Source organism: Thermoproteus uzoniensis 768-20 (genome assembly GCF_000193375.1).
GTDB classification, from domain to species: Archaea; Thermoproteota; Thermoprotei; order Thermoproteales; family Thermoproteaceae; genus Thermoproteus; species Thermoproteus uzoniensis_A.
In genome coordinates this window covers 591,798-608,230 of sequence record NC_015315.1, presented here as the reverse complement: position 1 = coordinate 608,230, position 16,433 = coordinate 591,798, and the positions used below count along the sequence as shown (strand labels likewise).

The 16,433-nt window shown below is 61.3% G+C and carries 14 protein-coding genes; 9 read left to right on the top strand and 5 right to left on the bottom strand.

Features of this window, described 5'->3' with window-relative positions; translation table 11 throughout:
• The first annotated feature begins 215 nt into the window (after positions 1-215).
• The 3 genes from TUZN_RS11430 to TUZN_RS11425 all read left to right on the top strand — a co-directional run bounded on the left by TUZN_RS11430 (position 216) and on the right by TUZN_RS11425 (position 2,599).
• A complete protein-coding gene (locus TUZN_RS11430; RefSeq protein ID WP_013679529.1) occupies positions 216-392 on the top strand; it encodes a chromatin protein Cren7 in 177 nt (58 codons plus the stop codon).
• A 332-nt stretch (positions 393-724) separates the two neighbouring features.
• Positions 725-1,315: a MarC family protein gene (locus TUZN_RS03360; RefSeq protein ID WP_013679528.1), complete on the top strand. Its 591-nt coding sequence runs from the start codon at positions 725-727 to the stop codon at positions 1,313-1,315.
• Positions 1,316-1,327: 12 nt separating this feature from the next.
• Positions 1,328-2,599, top strand: a complete 1,272-nt coding sequence (locus TUZN_RS11425; protein WP_013679527.1) for a hypothetical protein — start codon at positions 1,328-1,330, stop codon at positions 2,597-2,599.
• A 235-nt stretch (positions 2,600-2,834) separates the two neighbouring features.
• Here the strand turns inward: TUZN_RS11425 and TUZN_RS03350 are convergent, their stop codons facing one another.
• The 5 genes from TUZN_RS03350 to TUZN_RS03330 all read right to left on the bottom strand — a co-directional run bounded on the left by TUZN_RS03350 (position 2,835) and on the right by TUZN_RS03330 (position 7,601).
• Complete coding sequence (locus TUZN_RS03350; protein WP_013679526.1) at positions 2,835-3,314, bottom strand: PaREP1 family protein; 480 nt, start codon at positions 3,312-3,314, stop codon at positions 2,835-2,837.
• A gap of 103 nt (positions 3,315-3,417) precedes the next feature.
• A complete protein-coding gene (locus tag TUZN_RS03345) occupies positions 3,418-4,569 on the bottom strand; it encodes a cobalamin-independent methionine synthase II family protein (protein ID WP_013679525.1) in 1,152 nt (383 codons plus the stop codon).
• Positions 4,570-4,654: 85 nt separating this feature from the next.
• Positions 4,655-5,203, bottom strand: a complete 549-nt coding sequence (locus tag TUZN_RS03340; RefSeq protein ID WP_013679524.1) for a Zn-ribbon domain-containing OB-fold protein — start codon at positions 5,201-5,203, stop codon at positions 4,655-4,657.
• Positions 5,200-6,372, bottom strand: coding sequence for a thiolase domain-containing protein (locus TUZN_RS03335; RefSeq protein WP_013679523.1), 1,173 nt, complete (start codon positions 6,370-6,372; stop codon positions 5,200-5,202). Before TUZN_RS03335 ends, TUZN_RS03340 begins: the two co-directional genes overlap by 4 nt.
• Positions 6,369-7,601: an acyl-CoA dehydrogenase family protein gene (locus tag TUZN_RS03330; protein WP_013679522.1), complete on the bottom strand. Its 1,233-nt coding sequence runs from the start codon at positions 7,599-7,601 to the stop codon at positions 6,369-6,371. Before TUZN_RS03330 ends, TUZN_RS03335 begins: the two co-directional genes overlap by 4 nt.
• Positions 7,602-7,686: 85 nt before the next feature.
• On the opposite strand from TUZN_RS03330, the gene TUZN_RS03325 reads away from it, so the two are divergent.
• The 6 genes from TUZN_RS03325 to TUZN_RS03300 all read left to right on the top strand — a co-directional run bounded on the left by TUZN_RS03325 (position 7,687) and on the right by TUZN_RS03300 (position 16,425).
• Entirely contained in the window at positions 7,687-9,411 is a 1,725-nt protein-coding gene (locus TUZN_RS03325; RefSeq protein WP_013679521.1) for a long-chain-fatty-acid--CoA ligase, read from the top strand.
• Positions 9,411-10,355 carry an aldo/keto reductase gene (locus TUZN_RS03320; protein WP_013679520.1) on the top strand — a complete coding sequence of 315 codons (945 nt, stop codon included), beginning with the start codon at positions 9,411-9,413 and terminating at the stop codon, positions 10,353-10,355. The genes TUZN_RS03325 and TUZN_RS03320 overlap by 1 nt, the downstream gene beginning before the upstream one ends.
• Before the next feature lie 27 nt (positions 10,356-10,382).
• Complete coding sequence (locus tag TUZN_RS03315) at positions 10,383-12,038, top strand: long-chain-fatty-acid--CoA ligase (protein ID WP_013679519.1); 1,656 nt, start codon at positions 10,383-10,385, stop codon at positions 12,036-12,038.
• Positions 12,039-12,094: 56 nt separating this feature from the next.
• A complete protein-coding gene (locus tag TUZN_RS03310; protein ID WP_013679518.1) occupies positions 12,095-13,183 on the top strand; it encodes a M42 family metallopeptidase in 1,089 nt (362 codons plus the stop codon).
• 66 nt (positions 13,184-13,249) lie between these two features.
• Positions 13,250-15,241, top strand: a complete 1,992-nt coding sequence (locus TUZN_RS03305) for a 3-hydroxyacyl-CoA dehydrogenase/enoyl-CoA hydratase family protein (protein ID WP_052886049.1) — start codon at positions 13,250-13,252, stop codon at positions 15,239-15,241.
• The gene (locus tag TUZN_RS03300) at positions 15,238-16,425 is read left to right on the top strand and encodes an acetyl-CoA C-acetyltransferase (RefSeq protein WP_013679516.1); all 1,188 of its coding nucleotides are present in this window, start codon (positions 15,238-15,240) and stop codon (positions 16,423-16,425) included. Before TUZN_RS03305 ends, TUZN_RS03300 begins: the two co-directional genes overlap by 4 nt.
• Positions 16,426-16,433 lie beyond the last annotated feature (8 nt).

The window sequence follows — 16,433 nt, the reverse complement described above, 5'->3', positions numbered from 1 at the left end:
AGCAAGCCGGCGCGTTTGGAAAACCGGACGACAGCCCCTCTGCCGATGAGACATTCCGCAATTCGGCGCGGCTCCACGGCGCGACCTCTGGACGGCGCCAGCCAACCTGGCCAGATCTCGGCCCCTCGCAAAGATACTCCTCCAGGGAGAGGCGCCTCAGTAACTCTCTACGGCCATCGCGCGGTGGGTTTTTAAGTCGTTTTTCGTATTTTGCTGTGTCGGATTTGCTGGATAGGGAGTTCGTGGTGGAGGTGGGCGGCGAGAAGTATCGCCTCAAGCCGGAGAAGATCTGGGTGCTCCAGCCTCCGGGGAAGCCCGGCGTCGTAATTGCGCTTTTCAAGACCCCCGACGGGAAGAAAGTGAGGAAAGTCGTGGCCAGACTACCTCCATAGGCCAGACACAGCTAGCGGCGAATCCCCACGGCCCAGCCAAGACGCCGTTATAGAGCCCCCGCATAGCTACGCGGACAGAACACCGCACCGAGAAACCCCGCGACTCCCCGTAGAGAGTTCTTGCCCGATCTATACATAGTGGCCAGAATCCTCGCGGCCTTAGCCCAAGGCTTCATCTGAAGGAGGCCCGTTGCCATTTCGGGCGTCAACTACAGCCGCTTCCAGCAGTACCTCGTACCTAAAGGAGAGAGGTTCGTGGAGGACTGAAGGGATGGGGCTGATCAGCGCGAGACGGGGCGGCCGAATTTTTATAGAGGCGACTTGGCGCCGCCATGCAACCGTTTTCGTTGGTGGACGCCTTAGTGGGCGCGGCCCAGCTCTACGCCATAATCGATCCTCTGGGCGCGATACCTCTGCTGGCGGTCTTGCCCAACTACGAGAGGATGTATCCCCGTTTCCTCAAGCTCGTGGCGGTGACGGTGCCGTCCCTCCTCCTGCTGTTCGCCCTGGGCGGCCCCTATATATTCTACATCTTCAACATAAACATCAACGGCTTTAGGGCAGCCGGCGGCATACTGCTCCTCGTCATAGCGGTCGATATATTGAGGGAGGGGGCGCCCCGCACCATGGGCATAAACCCCGAGGACTACGTGATCGTGCCCATAATCACGCCCATGTTGGTGGGGCCCGGCGCCATAACCTCGGTCATGGTCATGGCCACGTACTACAACCCGCTCTCGCTGGTGCTCGCCATAGCCGTCGCCTCGGCGCTGACCTACGCCACGATGAGGTACTCCCTTCTGCTAATCAAGCTCGTCGGGAGCAATACTCTCAAGATATTCTCGAGGTTCTTCAGCCTCATAGTGGCCGCCTGGGCTGTACAGCTCATCGCGGACGGCTTCCTCGGCTTAATAAAGTCCTGAGATACTCGCTACGTGTATTACGAGAGGGAGGCGGTTAAGAGGGAGATCTTCAACTTCTCCAGAGGCCGCTGGGTGGCCGTCTACGGCAAGGCGTTTACCCGCTACGACAGGTCGGGCAGGCCCCTGTCGCTTAGGTCTCCTGACGACGTGCCTAGGCTGGCCAAGGCGCTCGGCGTCAGGACGTTCTACGCCACCGCCGCCGTCTACAGCAGAGTGGAGGCCCAAGAGGACGTGGCCGACTCCAAGATCAAGGCCTACACCCCCTTCTTCGATATAGACACCAAGATAGACAAGTGGGAGCTCGCAGTGAGGGCGGCCGAGGCTATAATATCGGAGCTGGACAAGCTGGGCGTGTCGAGGTCGGTGTACGTCTTGTGGTCGGGGGAGGGAATACACGTGAGGGTCAACGAGGGGGCTCTCCCGGGCGCGAGGCCGGTCGAGGAGGCCCACGCCTTGGTGAGGTACGTCCTCAAGAGGGCCGCCCCGGCGCTTAGGGAGCTCTCCGAGCGCTCCGGCGGGGTCTTGAAGGTGGAGGATCTGGTGGATCCCAAGAGGGTCTTCACGGCCCCCCTCTCGCTACATAGGGAGCTCAACTACGCCGCGGTCTGCATCCCCCTCGACAAGCTCTCCAGTTTCTCCCCCGACTGGGCCAACCCCGAGAGCCCTAGACACGAGGAGGGGTGCTACGCCCGCGTGGAGCCGGGCGAGGCGGCTCGGCTGGTCGAGGCGGCTCTGGCCGAGTACGAGCCGGTCCACGAGCCCGTGTCGGCCCGCGGGAGGGAGGCCCCGGCGAAGATAGGGCGGTTCCAGGTAATGGCGCTCCTCCAGGCGGCTCGCTACTTCGTCCTCTACGGCGATTTGGACAAGGCTAAGTCCTTTGGCTTGAACAGGGCCATATTCTACGCGTGGGCGAAACACTACGGCCCGGCGGCGAGGGGGACCGCCCGCGGCGCCGGGGGGAGCGCGGCGGCCGGCGGAAGGGGTGAGAGGAGGTTCGTGGAGATCGCCGGCGAGGAGGTGCAAGTGGACGAGGAGACGGGCCTCTTCATGATAGGCGGGAAGCCCCAGAGGCCGCAGGACTACGATAGGGAAGTTGCGTGGAAGATAGACCTAGTCGTGCCGTACCAGAGGGCTTGGGAGGCGGCTGTCCAGTACGTCTCGTCGTTCCCCAGAGAGGTTCTGGAGAGCCAGTCGCGCTTCTACAAACGAGTTTACGAGCCTGTCAGAGACACGTTCCTCGAGGCCGTCGTCCTGAGGAGGAGCAGAGGCCTCCTCGACGCGTGAGGCGCCCGCCTAACAGTCGAATTTTCCTACAGCAAAGAACCTCTATATGCCAGGAGGGCGCGTAGAGCCCGTCTTGTTGTCTCGTCCGTCCTCAGCCCCAGCTCTTGGACCGCGGCGTCTATCCTTGTGTTGACGCGGAAGCTTTTTAAAAATCTAGCCCAAACAGCTTCGGGCTCAAGGATCAGCCAACCGTCCCGCGGGCGCGTAGCCCCTCGCCCGCGCTAGGCCGGCCGTACTACGGACGCAGTTGCGCGAGCTCCCTGATCTTGGCCAAAAGCTTAGCCACGTCGCGGGCCGCCGACTCGTCGCTCTGGTAGACGCTCAAGACCCCCTCGGCGTCCGGCCCATTGTACTGATACTCGTGGAGCAGGAGGGCTAGATTAGTATACAGGTCTACGTCGCCCCCGACCAGTTGGGCCACGGCCTTTAGCTTGGACGTGAGCATGACCGCCACGATCCACAGAGCCCTTTCTACCCTCCTTCGTTGTCCCCTCAGCCGCTTATACCCAGGGAACGCCTTCTTCAAATCCTCAAGCTTGTCCGATGCGAAGGCCGCCACGAGCGCCTTCCATGCTTGAAACGCCTTCCCGGCCGCGTTGCGGACAAGGCCCGTCTCCAGAAAATGCTCAGCTATCTCCGCCTCGTAGAGGGCCTCCCTAAGCAGGACCTCCTTGTACCTCGCCGGGTCTAGCCAAGGCTTCGGCAACGCCTCCACGAGTCGTGCCCCGGATCGGCCTTAAAAGCTTAAAGCTACGCGGCGGACCGTCTCCAGAGCAACGTCGGCTCCGTCCGTAGGCTTTAGAGTGGGTAAGGAAAAATTAGGCCCACCAGTACTTTTCCCTGAGCCTCCTGGCGGCCTCTACCATCGCCTTCAGCTTCGCCCTGGCGACGTCTCTCGGGAACGCCCTGAACTGGCCGGGCGCGAAGCCGCAGTCGGGGTTCAGCCATATGCGCGTGGGATCCACGTACTTCACTATCCGCTCCACGTGGGCCACTATCTCCTCGGGCGTCTCGACCCGCTTGTGGTCCCTCACGTCGACTGAGCCAAGCCCTATCTCCTTGTCGCTGGGAAGTATCTTGGCGAACTCGACGGGGTCGCCCATCCTGGGGGCCTTATACTCCACCACGTACTGTCTGACCTTTACGTCGAAGATCGTCGGCGCCAGCTTTTCGTAGCCCACGACGGGAGAGTCCTCTGTGGGCCATCTGTCGAGGTGCATGCCTATGCGGACCGACGTCTCGTATCCCTGGACCACCTCGTTGACGAGGTCGACGGCGAGCCTTATCTCGTCTTTCAGTCCTCTGTACTTCTGGCCGTATATCTCGGAGGCCACCTTCTTGTAGCGGTCTGGCTCGTTCTCCGTGGCCTCAAGGAGGTCGCCGAGCATGGGCTCGTCGAGCTGTATGAAGGCGACGCCGGCGTCTATGAGCCTGGAGATCTCCCTCCTGAGGACCTTCGCGTAGGCCTCGGCGGCGTCCTCGGGCCTGGGGTAGTAAGGCGCCGATATCTTGGAGTGCCAGCTCTCCCACATGATGAGGTAGGGCGACGGCAGGGTGACCTTGATGGGCTTAGACGCGACGGCCTTGGCGAACTGGGCCTCGTCGGCGGCGATAACGCTGTCCTCTATATAGCCCGATATGACGGGCCTCCAGATGGTGAGGGGCGCCTTGTGGCGCTTCATTATCTCCCGCGCCTCGGGGTGGAGCTCCTCGGCCTTGACTATCTTGAAGCCCTTGAGCTTCTGCCCGACGAACGCCACGAAGCTGGTCCTCCTCTGCTCGCCGTCGGTCACCACGTCTATCCCCGCCTCCTCCTGGTCCTTTATGGCGAGCCTCGCCGCGTCGTCCATATAGATCTTGAGCGTCTCGTCGTCGATGAGGCCGGCCTCCCTCCTCTCGAAAGCCTCGAGGAGCCATTTCGGCCTCGGCCACGACCCAACTACGCTTGTTATGAACGCCCTCGGCAACATTGGCCCTTGTGAGGCCCCAGTTAAAAATATTGTCCCTATTTAGCGCAACGGCGCCTCGCTATAGGCAAGGACGCCGAAAAGGCCGTTATTGGGCGGGCCTGAACCAATATGTTATGTAGTTCTCGCCGGGCCTCCTCCCGACAACCAGCCTCAGCCTCATGCCGGGCCTAAGCGCCGAGGGGTCTGCATCGACCCAAGCGGTTATGTTGAAGCCCTCGGGCATCCTCACTATACCGACCACGTAGTCCTTGTTGTGGGCGAAGCTGGCGGGCTTCACGTTTATCACAGTCCACGTTATCAGCTCCCCCTCCCGCGAGACCTCCCTCCACTCCATGTCAGACGCCTTGCACCTCGGGCAGTCGGCTTGCGGCGGGAAGTACTTGGCCCCGCACCTCTTGCATACTGTGTAGTACAGCCGCTCCTGGGAAAGCCCCTCGACAAATTTAGCTATTTTGTTGACGGAGAGCTGGAACCTCAGCCTGAGCTCCCTTACGTCTACCCAGACCAGCGCGCCGGTCTTGGGATCCTTATACACGGGGAGCCCAGTCGCGGCGACTAGCTGGTCCAGCTGCCTTATCTGCTCGGCCTCTGCCTTGTCGAGGTATTCCCTGAGCTTCTCTATGACGGTGCTCATAGCGACAGTATGGTCACGAACGCGTAGTGCCCGGTCCCGCCGACGTTGTGGGCCAGAGCCATGCCCTTCTTTATCGGCGCTTGTCTGCCCCTCTCCACCTCCTGCCTCAACTGCCTCGTGAGCTCGGCTATCATGGCAACTCCGGTTGCGCCTATGGGATGCCCCTTGGCCTTAAGGCCGCCGCTCAAGTTCACCGGGATCACGCCGCCTATATAGGTCTGTTTCTCCCTCGCCAGCTTGTACCCCTCGCCCCTCTTCGCGAAGCCCAGATCTTCGTAGGCCATAATCTCCGCTATAGTGAAGCAGTCGTGGACCTCGGCCACGTCGAGGTACTTGACGGGCTCGTTGGGGTCTATGCCGGCCTTCCTGTAGGCCCTCTGCGCCGCGAGCCGCGCCGCCTCCAGGCCCGTGAAGTCTTCCCTCTTGCTGAGGTTGCTCGTGCCGTTCGCGGCGCCTATGGCCTTTATCCAGACTGGGGTGTCCGTTATCTTCTTGGCGACCTCCTCGCTCGCCAGTATGACGGCGGCCGAGCCGTCGGTTATAGGAGACGAGTCGTAGAGCTTCAGAGGCCAGGCCACATATCTCGACTTGAGGCATTCCTCCAGCGTTATGGGCTTCTGGAACTGCGCCTTGGGGTTGAGACTGCCGTAGTAGTGGTTCTTGACGGCCACCTCGCAGAGGTCGGCCTCGGTAGCGCCGTACTTGTTCATGTAGGCTGTGGCATGTAGGGCATAGTAGCCGGGGAACGTCAAGCCGAAGTTCTCGAACTCCCAGAAGTAGTTGCCGGCCCTCCCTATGAACTCGACGACTGTGGGCGTGGGCGACTCGTTCATCTTCTCGACGCCCATCGCCATGACGATATCGGCCTCGCCGCTGGCCACCATGTGGTAGGCGGTCCTGACAGCGGAGGACCCGCTGGCGCAGGCCGCCTCCACCCTTATCCCGCTACTTGGAGCGAGCCCGCAGTACTCGCCGACCACGACGGCGGGGAGGGGCTCGCTGGACCAGCCGCCGACGTTCCCGACGACGTAGGCCTCTATGTCCTTGGCGTCAAGCCTCGCGTCGTCCAGCGCCTCCTTGACGGCCTCCCAGGCCAGCTCGGGGAGAGATACGTCGGGCCTATAGCCGAACTTCGAAATCCCTACCCCCACTACGGCGACCCTCCTCATGTGACGAGCTTCGCCACATCCTCGGGGATCTGGCCCTTCTCCCTCAGTAGGCGGATCAGCTGGCGGTACGCGGTCAAGCGCTGTATGTTGTTGGCGCCTTCGTAGATCTGGGTTATCTTGACGTCGCGGAGGAACCTCTCTATGCCGGTCTCCACGATTACGCCCACGCCGCCGTGTAGGTTTATGGCCTCCGATATTATCTCCTCCGCCGCCTCTGTGGCGTAGAACTTGGCCAGCGACGCGACGAAGGTGAACTCCTTCCTGCCCTCGTCTGCCAGCTTGGCCGCCAGATAGGTCAACAGCCTCGCCGACATCAGCTTGGCCGCCATGTCCATTAGGCTGAATTGAATGGCTTGGAAGTACGCCACGGGAACCCCGAAGGCCTGCCTCTGGTGGACGTACTGGAACGCCTTCTCGAAGGCCCCTTGGGCCATGCCCACCGCCTGGGCCGCCACGCCTATCCTCGTCCTGTCGAAGGTCTCCATGGCGTATATGAAGCCCATCCCCTCCTCGCCCACCCTATTCTCGTCGGGGACCTCCACGTTCTCGAAGACGAGCTCGCACGCGTTGTCGCCGTGTAGGCCCATCTTGTGGTAGCACTGCTCCACCTTGAATCCGGGCGTCCCCTTCTCCACTATGAAGAAGGTCAGGCCTAGGTACCGCGTCCTCTTATCGGGCGGCGGGTAGGTCCTGGCGAGCACCACGAAGTAGTCGGCCACGTCAGAGCTGCTGATGAAGGCCTTCCTTCCGTTTATGATCCACCTATCGCCTTTCTTCTCCGCCCTGGTCTGGATGCCGGCGACGTCGGAGCCGCAACAAGGCTCGGTGACGGCGAAGGCGCCCAGCTTCTCGCCCCTCGCTATCGGCGGGATATACTTCTGCTTCTGCTCCTCAGTCCCGAAGAGCAGTATGGGGGTTACGAACAGCTCGTTAGTGCCGAAGTACACGCTGAGGCCCGGCAAGACTCTGCAGAACTCCTCGCTCATTATCGCGGCCATTCTGTGGTCTCCGCCCTGTCCGCCGTACTTCTCGGGTATCCCTATACCGTAGAAGCCTTGCTCAGCTATTTTTTTAATTATGTCCAGCGGCGGCTCATTCCTCTCCTCTATCTCCATGGCGCGCGGGGCTATTTCCCTCTCGACGAACTCCCTAACAGCTTTTCTGAACATCTCGTGTTCCGGCGTCAGCACTACCGAGTAGTCGGTTATGGAGTCCAGCGGGAATACCATTACGCCCCCCGTCGAGGGCTGTTTTAAATATTGATTTCGTCGTGGGGCTAACTCAATTTTTAAAACATTTTACGTATATAGATGAGTGAGTTCCAAGGAGGTCTTCGAAAAATATATAAAGACGCGGCCTTGGGTTAAGAATTACGACGAGGGCGTCCCTCCTGACGTCGAGATAAAGCCGGAGCCTCTATATGTCTACCTAGATCGATCGGCCGCCTACGGCGATAGGCCCGCCTATATCTATTTTGGGGGGAAGGTGAAGTACGGAGTCTTGGCGGACCACAGCGATAGGGTCGCCAAAGCGCTTAGGGAGGCCGGCGTCTCCAAGGGCGACGTCGTGGCGATATACATGCCGAACCACCCAGCCTACGCCGTGGCGTTCTACGCGGCGCTCAAGATCGGGGCCGTCGTGACGCCCATGAACCCGCTCTACACGCCCGGCGAGGTCGTCAGACAGGCTAGGGACTCCTCGGCGAAGGTCCTCTTCACCGCCGACGTGCTCTACGATAAGGCCGTCAAGGCCTTCGAGGAGTACAAGTTCGAGAAGGTCTACGTGGCCGAGATGACGGAGTACATGCCTAAATGGCTCAAGCCGCTGGCCAGGAGACAGATAAGGCCGCCCAAGGTGAGGTACGGCGGCGTCTTCCAGAGGTACGTGGATCTGTTGAAGTATGAGAGGGAGACCGGCAGGGCGCCGATAAGGCCCGAGGAGGATCTGGCGGCGCTGATGTACACAGGCGGGACCACCGGCGTCCCCAAAGGAGCCGAGATAACTCACGCAAACATATCGGCCAACTTACAACAGCTGAAGCCCTTCTACGACGTGGTCAGAAGGGCCAAGGGCATGCCGCCCGACAAGCCCATGGTGTTGGTGGGGGTACTTCCGTGGTACCACATATACGGCCAAGTGACCGTCATGCACTACGCCATCTTCGAAGGCCATACGGTGTTGGTCTACCCGCGGTTCGATATGAGGCGCGTGCTCTCGGACATAGCCAAGTACAGGGCCTCGGTCTTCCACGGAGTCCCCACGATATACAACGTCATGATCCACAGCCCAGACGCGCGGCGCTACGACTTGCGGAGCCTCGCCTTCTGTATATCCGGCTCGGCGCCGCTCCCAGTCGAGGTCGCCAAGAAGTTCGAGGAGCTGACCGGCGCTCCCCTGAGAGAGGGCTACGGCATGACAGAGACCGCAGTGGTGACTCACCTAAACCCGTTGCTCAACGGGAAGCACAAGCCCGGCTCCATAGGCTTGCCCATACCGAGCACGTACGCCGCCGTGGCCGACTTGGACAAGCCGGAGCTCCTGCCGCCGGGACAGACCGGCGAGTTGGTCATATCGGGTCCCCAGGTCATGAAGGGCTACCACAACAAGCCCGAGGAAAACGCCGAGGCCTTCTTCGAGTGTTGCGGCCTCAGATGGTTCAGGACCGGCGACATAGCCTATATGGACGAGGAGGGCTACTTCTACATAGTGGACAGGAAGAAGGACATGATAAAGTACAAGGGCTACAGCGTCTTCAGCCGCGAGATCGAGGAGGTGCTGTACCAACATCCATGCGTCAAGGAGGCGGCGGTCATAGGCGTGCCGGATCCCGACGCCGGGGAGATACCCAAGGCCTACATAGTGTTGAAGGACGAGTGCAAGGGCAAGGTGTCGGCCGGAGACATAATCGGCTGGGCCTCCGAGAGGCTCGCCCCCTACAAGCGTCCGAGACTCGTCGAGTTCAGAGACGATCTGCCCAAGACGGCCGTGGGCAAAATATTGAAGAGGGCGCTGAGGGAAGAAGCCGCGAGGAGGAGCTGATGGAGCTCGGGAGCCTCAAGGTCAGCGATATAGGCCTAGGCGCCTGGCAGGCCGGGGGCAGGGCCTGGACGGTAGACAAGTCGGAGCTCCTCAAGGCCTATAGGAGGGCCTTCGAGCTAGGCATAAACTTCGTCGACACGGCCGAGATATATGGATGGGGCGAGTCTGAGAGGTTCGTGGGCGAGGCCGTACGGGGCTACGACGTAGTGGTGGCCACCAAGGTTGCGGGCTTCCACTGGGGGCGCGTCGAGAAGTCGGCAAAGGCCAGCCTGGCGCGGCTCGGCCGTATAGACCTCCTCCAGCTCCACTGGCCCCCGCCCGTATATGTGCCTCTATGTAGGGTCGTGAGAGAGCTGGAGCGGCTGAAGGAGGCGGGGCTGACGTCGGAGATCGGCGTGAGCAACTTCGACGCGCGGCTACTCCGCCGGGCCTCCGAGTGTCTGAAGCGCCACGAGATAGTGTCGGACCAAATAGAGTACAACCCCCTCAACAGGGCGGCCGACGCCGAGGAGTTCAGGAAGACGGCGGAGGAGCTGGAGGTCAAGATCATCGCGTGGTCGCCTCTGGCCAAAGGCGCCGCGTTGGGCAAGTGGGGACCCGACAGGGCCAGGTCCATGGATCCCGCGTTCAAGAAAGCCTCTACAGAGGCAGGGAGGAGGGTCGTAGAGGCCGTCAAGGCGGTTGCCCAGAGGAGGGGCGTATCGCCCGCCGCCGTGGTCCTCGCCTGGCTCAGACACAGAGGGGTCCTCCCAATACCCGGCGTGAAGAACGCCGTACAGGCAGAGGACGTCGCAGGCGCGTTGCGGCTACAGTTGCCCGAGGACGACCTCCGCCTCTTGGACGAGGCCACCGCGCCGTTCGTCGCGGGGCGCGTCGGCATGGGCGGGATAAGGTACGTCCCAGGCTTCCTCCAGAAGCTCGCGCTCAAGCTCTATCCCGTATAGCTTAAAAGGGCGAACAATCCCTATTATATGGCCTACAAATATCAACTAACATTGAATAATCTGCTGAGATATATAAACTATGTCTTTGGCGACGTGCAGATAGTCCATAGGCCGCCGCACGGCGCCGATAGGAGGTCGACGTACGGGGAGGAGTATCGACGTATTCTGAGGCTGGCCGACGGCTTGAGGAAGCTAGGTATAGGGCCCGGCGACCGGGTCGCCACGCTGGACTGGAACACCATATGGCACTGGGACCTCTACTGGGCTGTGCCCGGCATAGGCGCGGCACTTCACACGGTCAACGTGCGCCTGGCGCCTGAGGACATAGCCTACACCATAAACCAGGCCGGCGACAAGGCCTTGATATACCATAGAGACTTCGCCCAGCTGGTCGACAAGCTGAGGCCCCACCTCAAGTCTGTCAAGCTCTACATCCAGATATCCGACGGAATGGGGGTCGTGGGGAAGGACCCCGAGATCGAGGACGTCATAAAGTCGGGCGAGGAGAAGGAGCTTCCCGATCTGGACGAGAACACCGTCGCGACGGTGCTCTACACGTCGGGCACCACGGGCAGGCCGAAGGGCGCCTACTTCACCCACAGACAGCTCGTGCTCCACACCCTCAGCGTGGCGCTCGCCGCCGTCGGCTACAGAGGCCTCGCCAGAAACGACTGCGCCAACATAGACGGGAAGCCGTGCACCGCCCTCTACTTGGTCCCCATGTTCCACGTACACGCTTGGGGCCTTCCGTGGGTCTACGCGCTCATGGGCTGGAGGCAAGTCATGCCGGGGAGGTTCGACTACGGCCACATACTGAGGCTGATAGTCGAGGAGGAGGTCAAGGCCATGGCGGGCGTCCCCACAATACTCTACATGCTTGTGACCCACCCCGATCTGCCCAAGTACGTCGAGGGGATCAGGCGGCTTGCGCCGATATACATAGTCGGCGGCGCCGCGTTGCCCAAGGAGCTCGCGAGGAAGGCAGCCGACGCCGGCTTCGTGCCGAGGGTGGGCTACGGCATGACGGAGACGGCGCCTGTAGTGTCGCTGGGGTTCTTCAAGCCCACCGAGAAGTTGCCGGAGGATCTAGACAAGGCGTACGACTTGATAGTGATGACTGGCCTCCCCAACCCCCTCTCGGAGTTCGCCGTCGTCGACGAGAACGACAAGCCGGTGCCGCGGGACTGCAAGACGGCGGGCGAGCTCGCCTTGAGGGCCCCCTGGATAACCCCCGAATATATAGGAGATCCCGAGAAGACCAAGACCGCCTGGCGCAACGGCTGGTTCCACACGGGCGATGCGGCGGTCTGGTGCCCCGACGGCAGGATAAAGATAGTGGACAGGCTCAAGGACGTCATAAAGTCGGGCGGCGAGTGGATCTCGTCGCTCCAGCTCGAAGACCTCATAATGACACACCCCGCGGTGGGGATAGCCGCGGTGGTCGGGCTACCCCACGAGAAGTGGGGCGAGAGGCCCGTGGCCTTCGTCGTGCCCAAGCCCGGCGCCTCCGTAAATCCCGACGAGATAATCGCGCATCTCCAGAAGTTCGTGGACGCCGGCAAGATACCGAAGTGGTGGTTGCCGGACAAGGTGATGGTCGTGTCCGACCTCCCAATGACGGGCACCGGCAAGATAGACAAAAAGGTGTTGCGGGACAAATATAGGGACCTCCTCAAGCAATAGCCTATTTTATCGCCGGCCGGCCCCAATATTTAATAGGGGCGGCCTTACGGGCCTACATGGACGACTTCAAGCCTCTGCTGAAGCGTCTGTCCGAGGCCTTCGGCCCCTCCGGCTTTGAGGACGAGGTTAGGGAGATCGTGATCGCCGAGATGGAGCCCTACGTCGACGAGCTCTTCGTGGATAGGTGGGGCAACGTCTACGGCGTCAAGCACGGCAAGTCCGACTATAGGGCAATGGTCGCCGCCCATATGGACGAGATAGGGCTTATGGTGGACCACGTGGAGAAGAACGGCTTCCTGAGAGTCAAGCCGATCGGGGGCTGGAACGAGGTGACGTTGGTGGGGCAGAGAGTCGTCGTGAGGACGCGGGACGGCAGGAAGATCCCGGGAGTCGTGGGGACGAGGCCTCCCCACATCACGCAGCCGGGCAAGGAGAGGGAGGCGCCCGAGATGAAGGACATATTCGTCGATATAGGCGCCTCCAGCGCGGAGGAGGTGGAGAAGCTCGGCGTTGGCGTCGGCTCGGTGGCCGTCCTCGACAGAGAGTTCGCCGAGCTCGCAAACGGCGCCGTCACTGGCAAGGCCTTCGACGATAGGGTAGGGCTCGCCGTAATGTTGTGGGCGTTGAGGCGGCTTCGAGAGCTCCCTGTGACCCTCTACGCCGTCGCCACAGTGCAGGAGGAGGTAGGGCTTAGAGGCGCCGCCGTGGCTGCCGAGAGGGTCGCCCCGCATTACGCAGTCGCGCTCGACACCACCATAGCCGCCGACGTGCCGGGCACATCGGAGAGGGAGTACGTCGTGAGGCTCGGCGGCGGCCCCGCCATAAAGGTCATGGACGGGGGGAGAGGCGGCCTATTCATAGCGCATCCGAGGCTCAGAGACTTCGTGGCCGAGGTGGCGAGGAAGGAGGGGATACCGCACCAGATGGAGGTCCTCTACGGCGGCACCACCGACGCCATGGCCATAGCCTTCCGGCGGGAGGGCGTGCCCGCGGTCGCCATAAGCATACCTGCGCGCTACGTGCACTCCCCCGTCGAGGTCCTTAGGGTCGACGACGCGGTGAACGCCGCGAGGCTCCTCGTAGCGGTTCTGGAAAACGCCTCCCCACAGTTCGTCGAGTCGTTGATGGAGAGGAGAATTAAATAGTGCTATATATTTCTATTTAGCCAATAGACGTAGCTCTTCTTTAAAAACGCGTCTCTCGCCCTAGCTATGGCTAAAAAGGTGGCAGTCATAGGGGCCGGCACCATGGGCCACGGAATCGCCGAGCTCTTCGCCATAGCCGGCTACGAGGTCGCCCTAGTCGACGTCGCCGAGGACTTCCTCAAGAGGGCTTTACAGAACATCGAGTGGTCCCTCAAGAAGTTCGCCGAGAAGGGCCAGATAAAGGAGGACGTCCAGACCATATTGGGCAGGATTAGGCCTATCGTGAACGACGTGTGTAAGGCGGTCGAAGGCGCCGAGATAATGGTCGAGGCGGTGATAGAGGAGATCGAGACCAAGAAGAAGGTGTTCGCGGAGGCCGACCGATGCGCCCCGCCGAACGCCATATTGGCGACCAACACCTCCAGCCTCCCCATAACCGAGATCTCCGAGGCGGTCAAGCCCGAGAGGAGGCCTCTCGTAGTCGGCATGCACTTCTTCAACCCGCCTCCTCTGATGCCGCTGGTCGAGATAATCAAGGGCAAGTACACCAGCGACGAGGCCGTCAAGAAGGTCGCCGAATATGCGGCCCAGTTGGGCAAACAGACGGTCGTGGTGAACAGAGACGTGCCGGGCTTTATCGTTAACAGGATTCTGGCCAGAGTCAACGACGCCGCTTGCTGGATCGTGGCCAGAGGCGAGGCGGACATAATAGCGGTGGACTCGGCCCTAAGATACCGCGTCGGACTCCCCATGGGCGCGTTCCTGCTCATGGACTACACGGGGATAGACGTCATATGCTTCATCGGAGACGCCATGGCGAAGCGCGGCTTCAAGATGCACCCATGCCACTTGATCACGGAGAAGTGCCAACAGAAGAAATACGGCGTGAAGACGGGGGAGGGCTTCTACAAGTACCCGGCGCCTGGCAAGTTCCAGTGGCCCGACATACCTAAAGAGCCCGGCGAGAGGCTCGACGTCGTGGCTCTACTCGCGCCGGCCATAAACGAGGCGGCCTACTTGGTCAGAGAAGGGATAGCGACCAAGGAGGACGTGGACAAGGCCGTGAGGCTCGGCCTCAACTGGCCCAAGGGCCCGTTGGAGCTAGCCGACGAGTTCGGCATAGACGCTGTGGTCAAGGCGCTCGAGGCTTGGAGGAGCAAGACGGGCTTCGAGGAGTTCGCCCCAGATCCGCTCCTCGTCCAGATGGCCCAGTCGGGGAAGCTCGGGAGGAAGTCGGGGGAAGGCTTCTATACGTATGTAAAGGCCGAGGAGAGGAGGATGGAGACCATAATAGTCCGCTACGAGCCGCCCATAGCCTGGATAATACTGAACAGGCCCGAGCGCCTCAACGCAATTAATGCCAAGATGGTGGAGGAGCTGTCCGCGGCCCTCGACGAGATTTCGAGAACGGACTTCGAGAAGGTCCGCGCGGTGGTGATAACCGGCGTGGGCAGAGCCTTCTCGGCCGGCGCCGATATCACCGGCTTTGTGGGGACCACTCCGCTCCTCGCGTACAAGCTGTCCAGAGGGCTACACGAGCTGACTGAGAAGATAGAGAGGCTGGATAGGCCGGTCATATGCGCCTTGAACGGCTACACTCTCGGCGGCGGCCTAGAGCTGGCGCTTGCTTGCGACTTGAGGATAGCGTCTGAGACAGCCGTGTTGGGACAGCCCGAGGTCAACCTGGGCCTCTTCCCGGGCGGAGGCGGGACGCAGAGGTTGACCAGGCTGGTGGGGCTGGCCAAGGCCAAGGAGATCATATTCACTGGCGATAACATATCGGCGAGGGACGCGGAGAGGATAGGGCTCGTCAACAAGGTAGTGCCTCCCGAGAGGCTCGAGCAAGAGGCGAGAGCCCTCGCGCTTAAGCTCGCCGAGAAGCCGCCGATAGCGCTGGCCATGGCCAAATACGCCATAAACTACGGCTACGAGGCGCCGCTATGGGCCGCGCTGGATCTCGAAGCCGCGCACTTCGGCGTAGTGTTCTCCACCGAGGATCTGTACGAGGGGGTGAGCGCGTTCCTCCAGAAGAGGAAGCCGCAGTATAAGGGCAAATGAGCCTCCGGAACGTATACATAGTAGACTTCAGGAGGGTACCCTTCAGCAGATTGACGAGGAAGGAGCCGCAGAAAGACATCTACTACAACATGAGGCCTGAAGAGGTCGCCGCGATAGTGGTGAGGGACATAATAGAGAGGAACGGCATAAGGCCCGAGGAGGTGGACGACCTAATAACCGGCATGGCGCTACAGACGGGCGAGGGGTTCCTCTACGGCGGCAGGCACGTCGTGTTCGCGGCCAAGCTGCCCGTGACCGTGCCGGCGGCCGCCGTGGATAGACAGTGCGCCTCGTCGATAACTTCGGTCGTCATGGGCGCCAACGAGATAGCGACGGGGATGGCCGATATAGTGATCGCTGGAGGCGTCGAGCATATGTCCAGAGTGCCCATGTACGACAACCCCCACATAGTCCTCAACCCCAAGTTCTTCACGGAGGAGTACGCCTTCTACGAGCTCAACATAGGCTACGTCATGGGGCTAACCGCCGAGAGGCTGGCCGAGGAGGCCAAGATAACCAGAGAGGAGATGGACAGATGGAGCTTGAGGAGCCACCAGCTGGCCTACAAGGCCCAGCAAGACGGGTACTTCAAGGGCGAGATAATACCGGTGGAGGTGGAGCAGGAGGGGAGGAAGGTCGTGGTGGATAGGGACATGTCGGTGAGGCCCGACACCAGCCTCGAGAAGCTGGCCCAACTGCCCCCCGCGTTTAGGGCAGACGGAGTGATAACGGCCGGCAACTCGTCGCCGCTCAACACCGGCGCGTCCTACGTCCTCCTCATGTCGGAGAGGGCCGTCAAGAAGTACGGCCTCCAGCCCATGGCGAGGATAGTCAGCTACGGCTTCGCCGGCGTGCCGCCAGCCGTTATGGGCAAAGGCCCCGTCCCCGCGTCGAGGAAGGCGCTCGAGAAGGCGGGGCTGACCGTGAGGGACATAGACCTCTGGGAGATAAACGAGGCCTTCGCCGTGGTGACGCTGTACGCCATTAAGGAGCTGGGCATAGAGGAGGACAGGGTGAACAAGAGAGGGGGCGCTATAGCGATAGGCCATCCGCTGGGCGCTACGGGCGCCAGGCTAATAGGCACGCTCGCCAGACAGCTACAGCTAGAGGGCAAAGACAGAGGCGTCGCCACCCTCTGCGTCGGCGGAGGCCAGGGAGCCGCCGTGGTGATAGAGAGGGTATAATTTTTAAG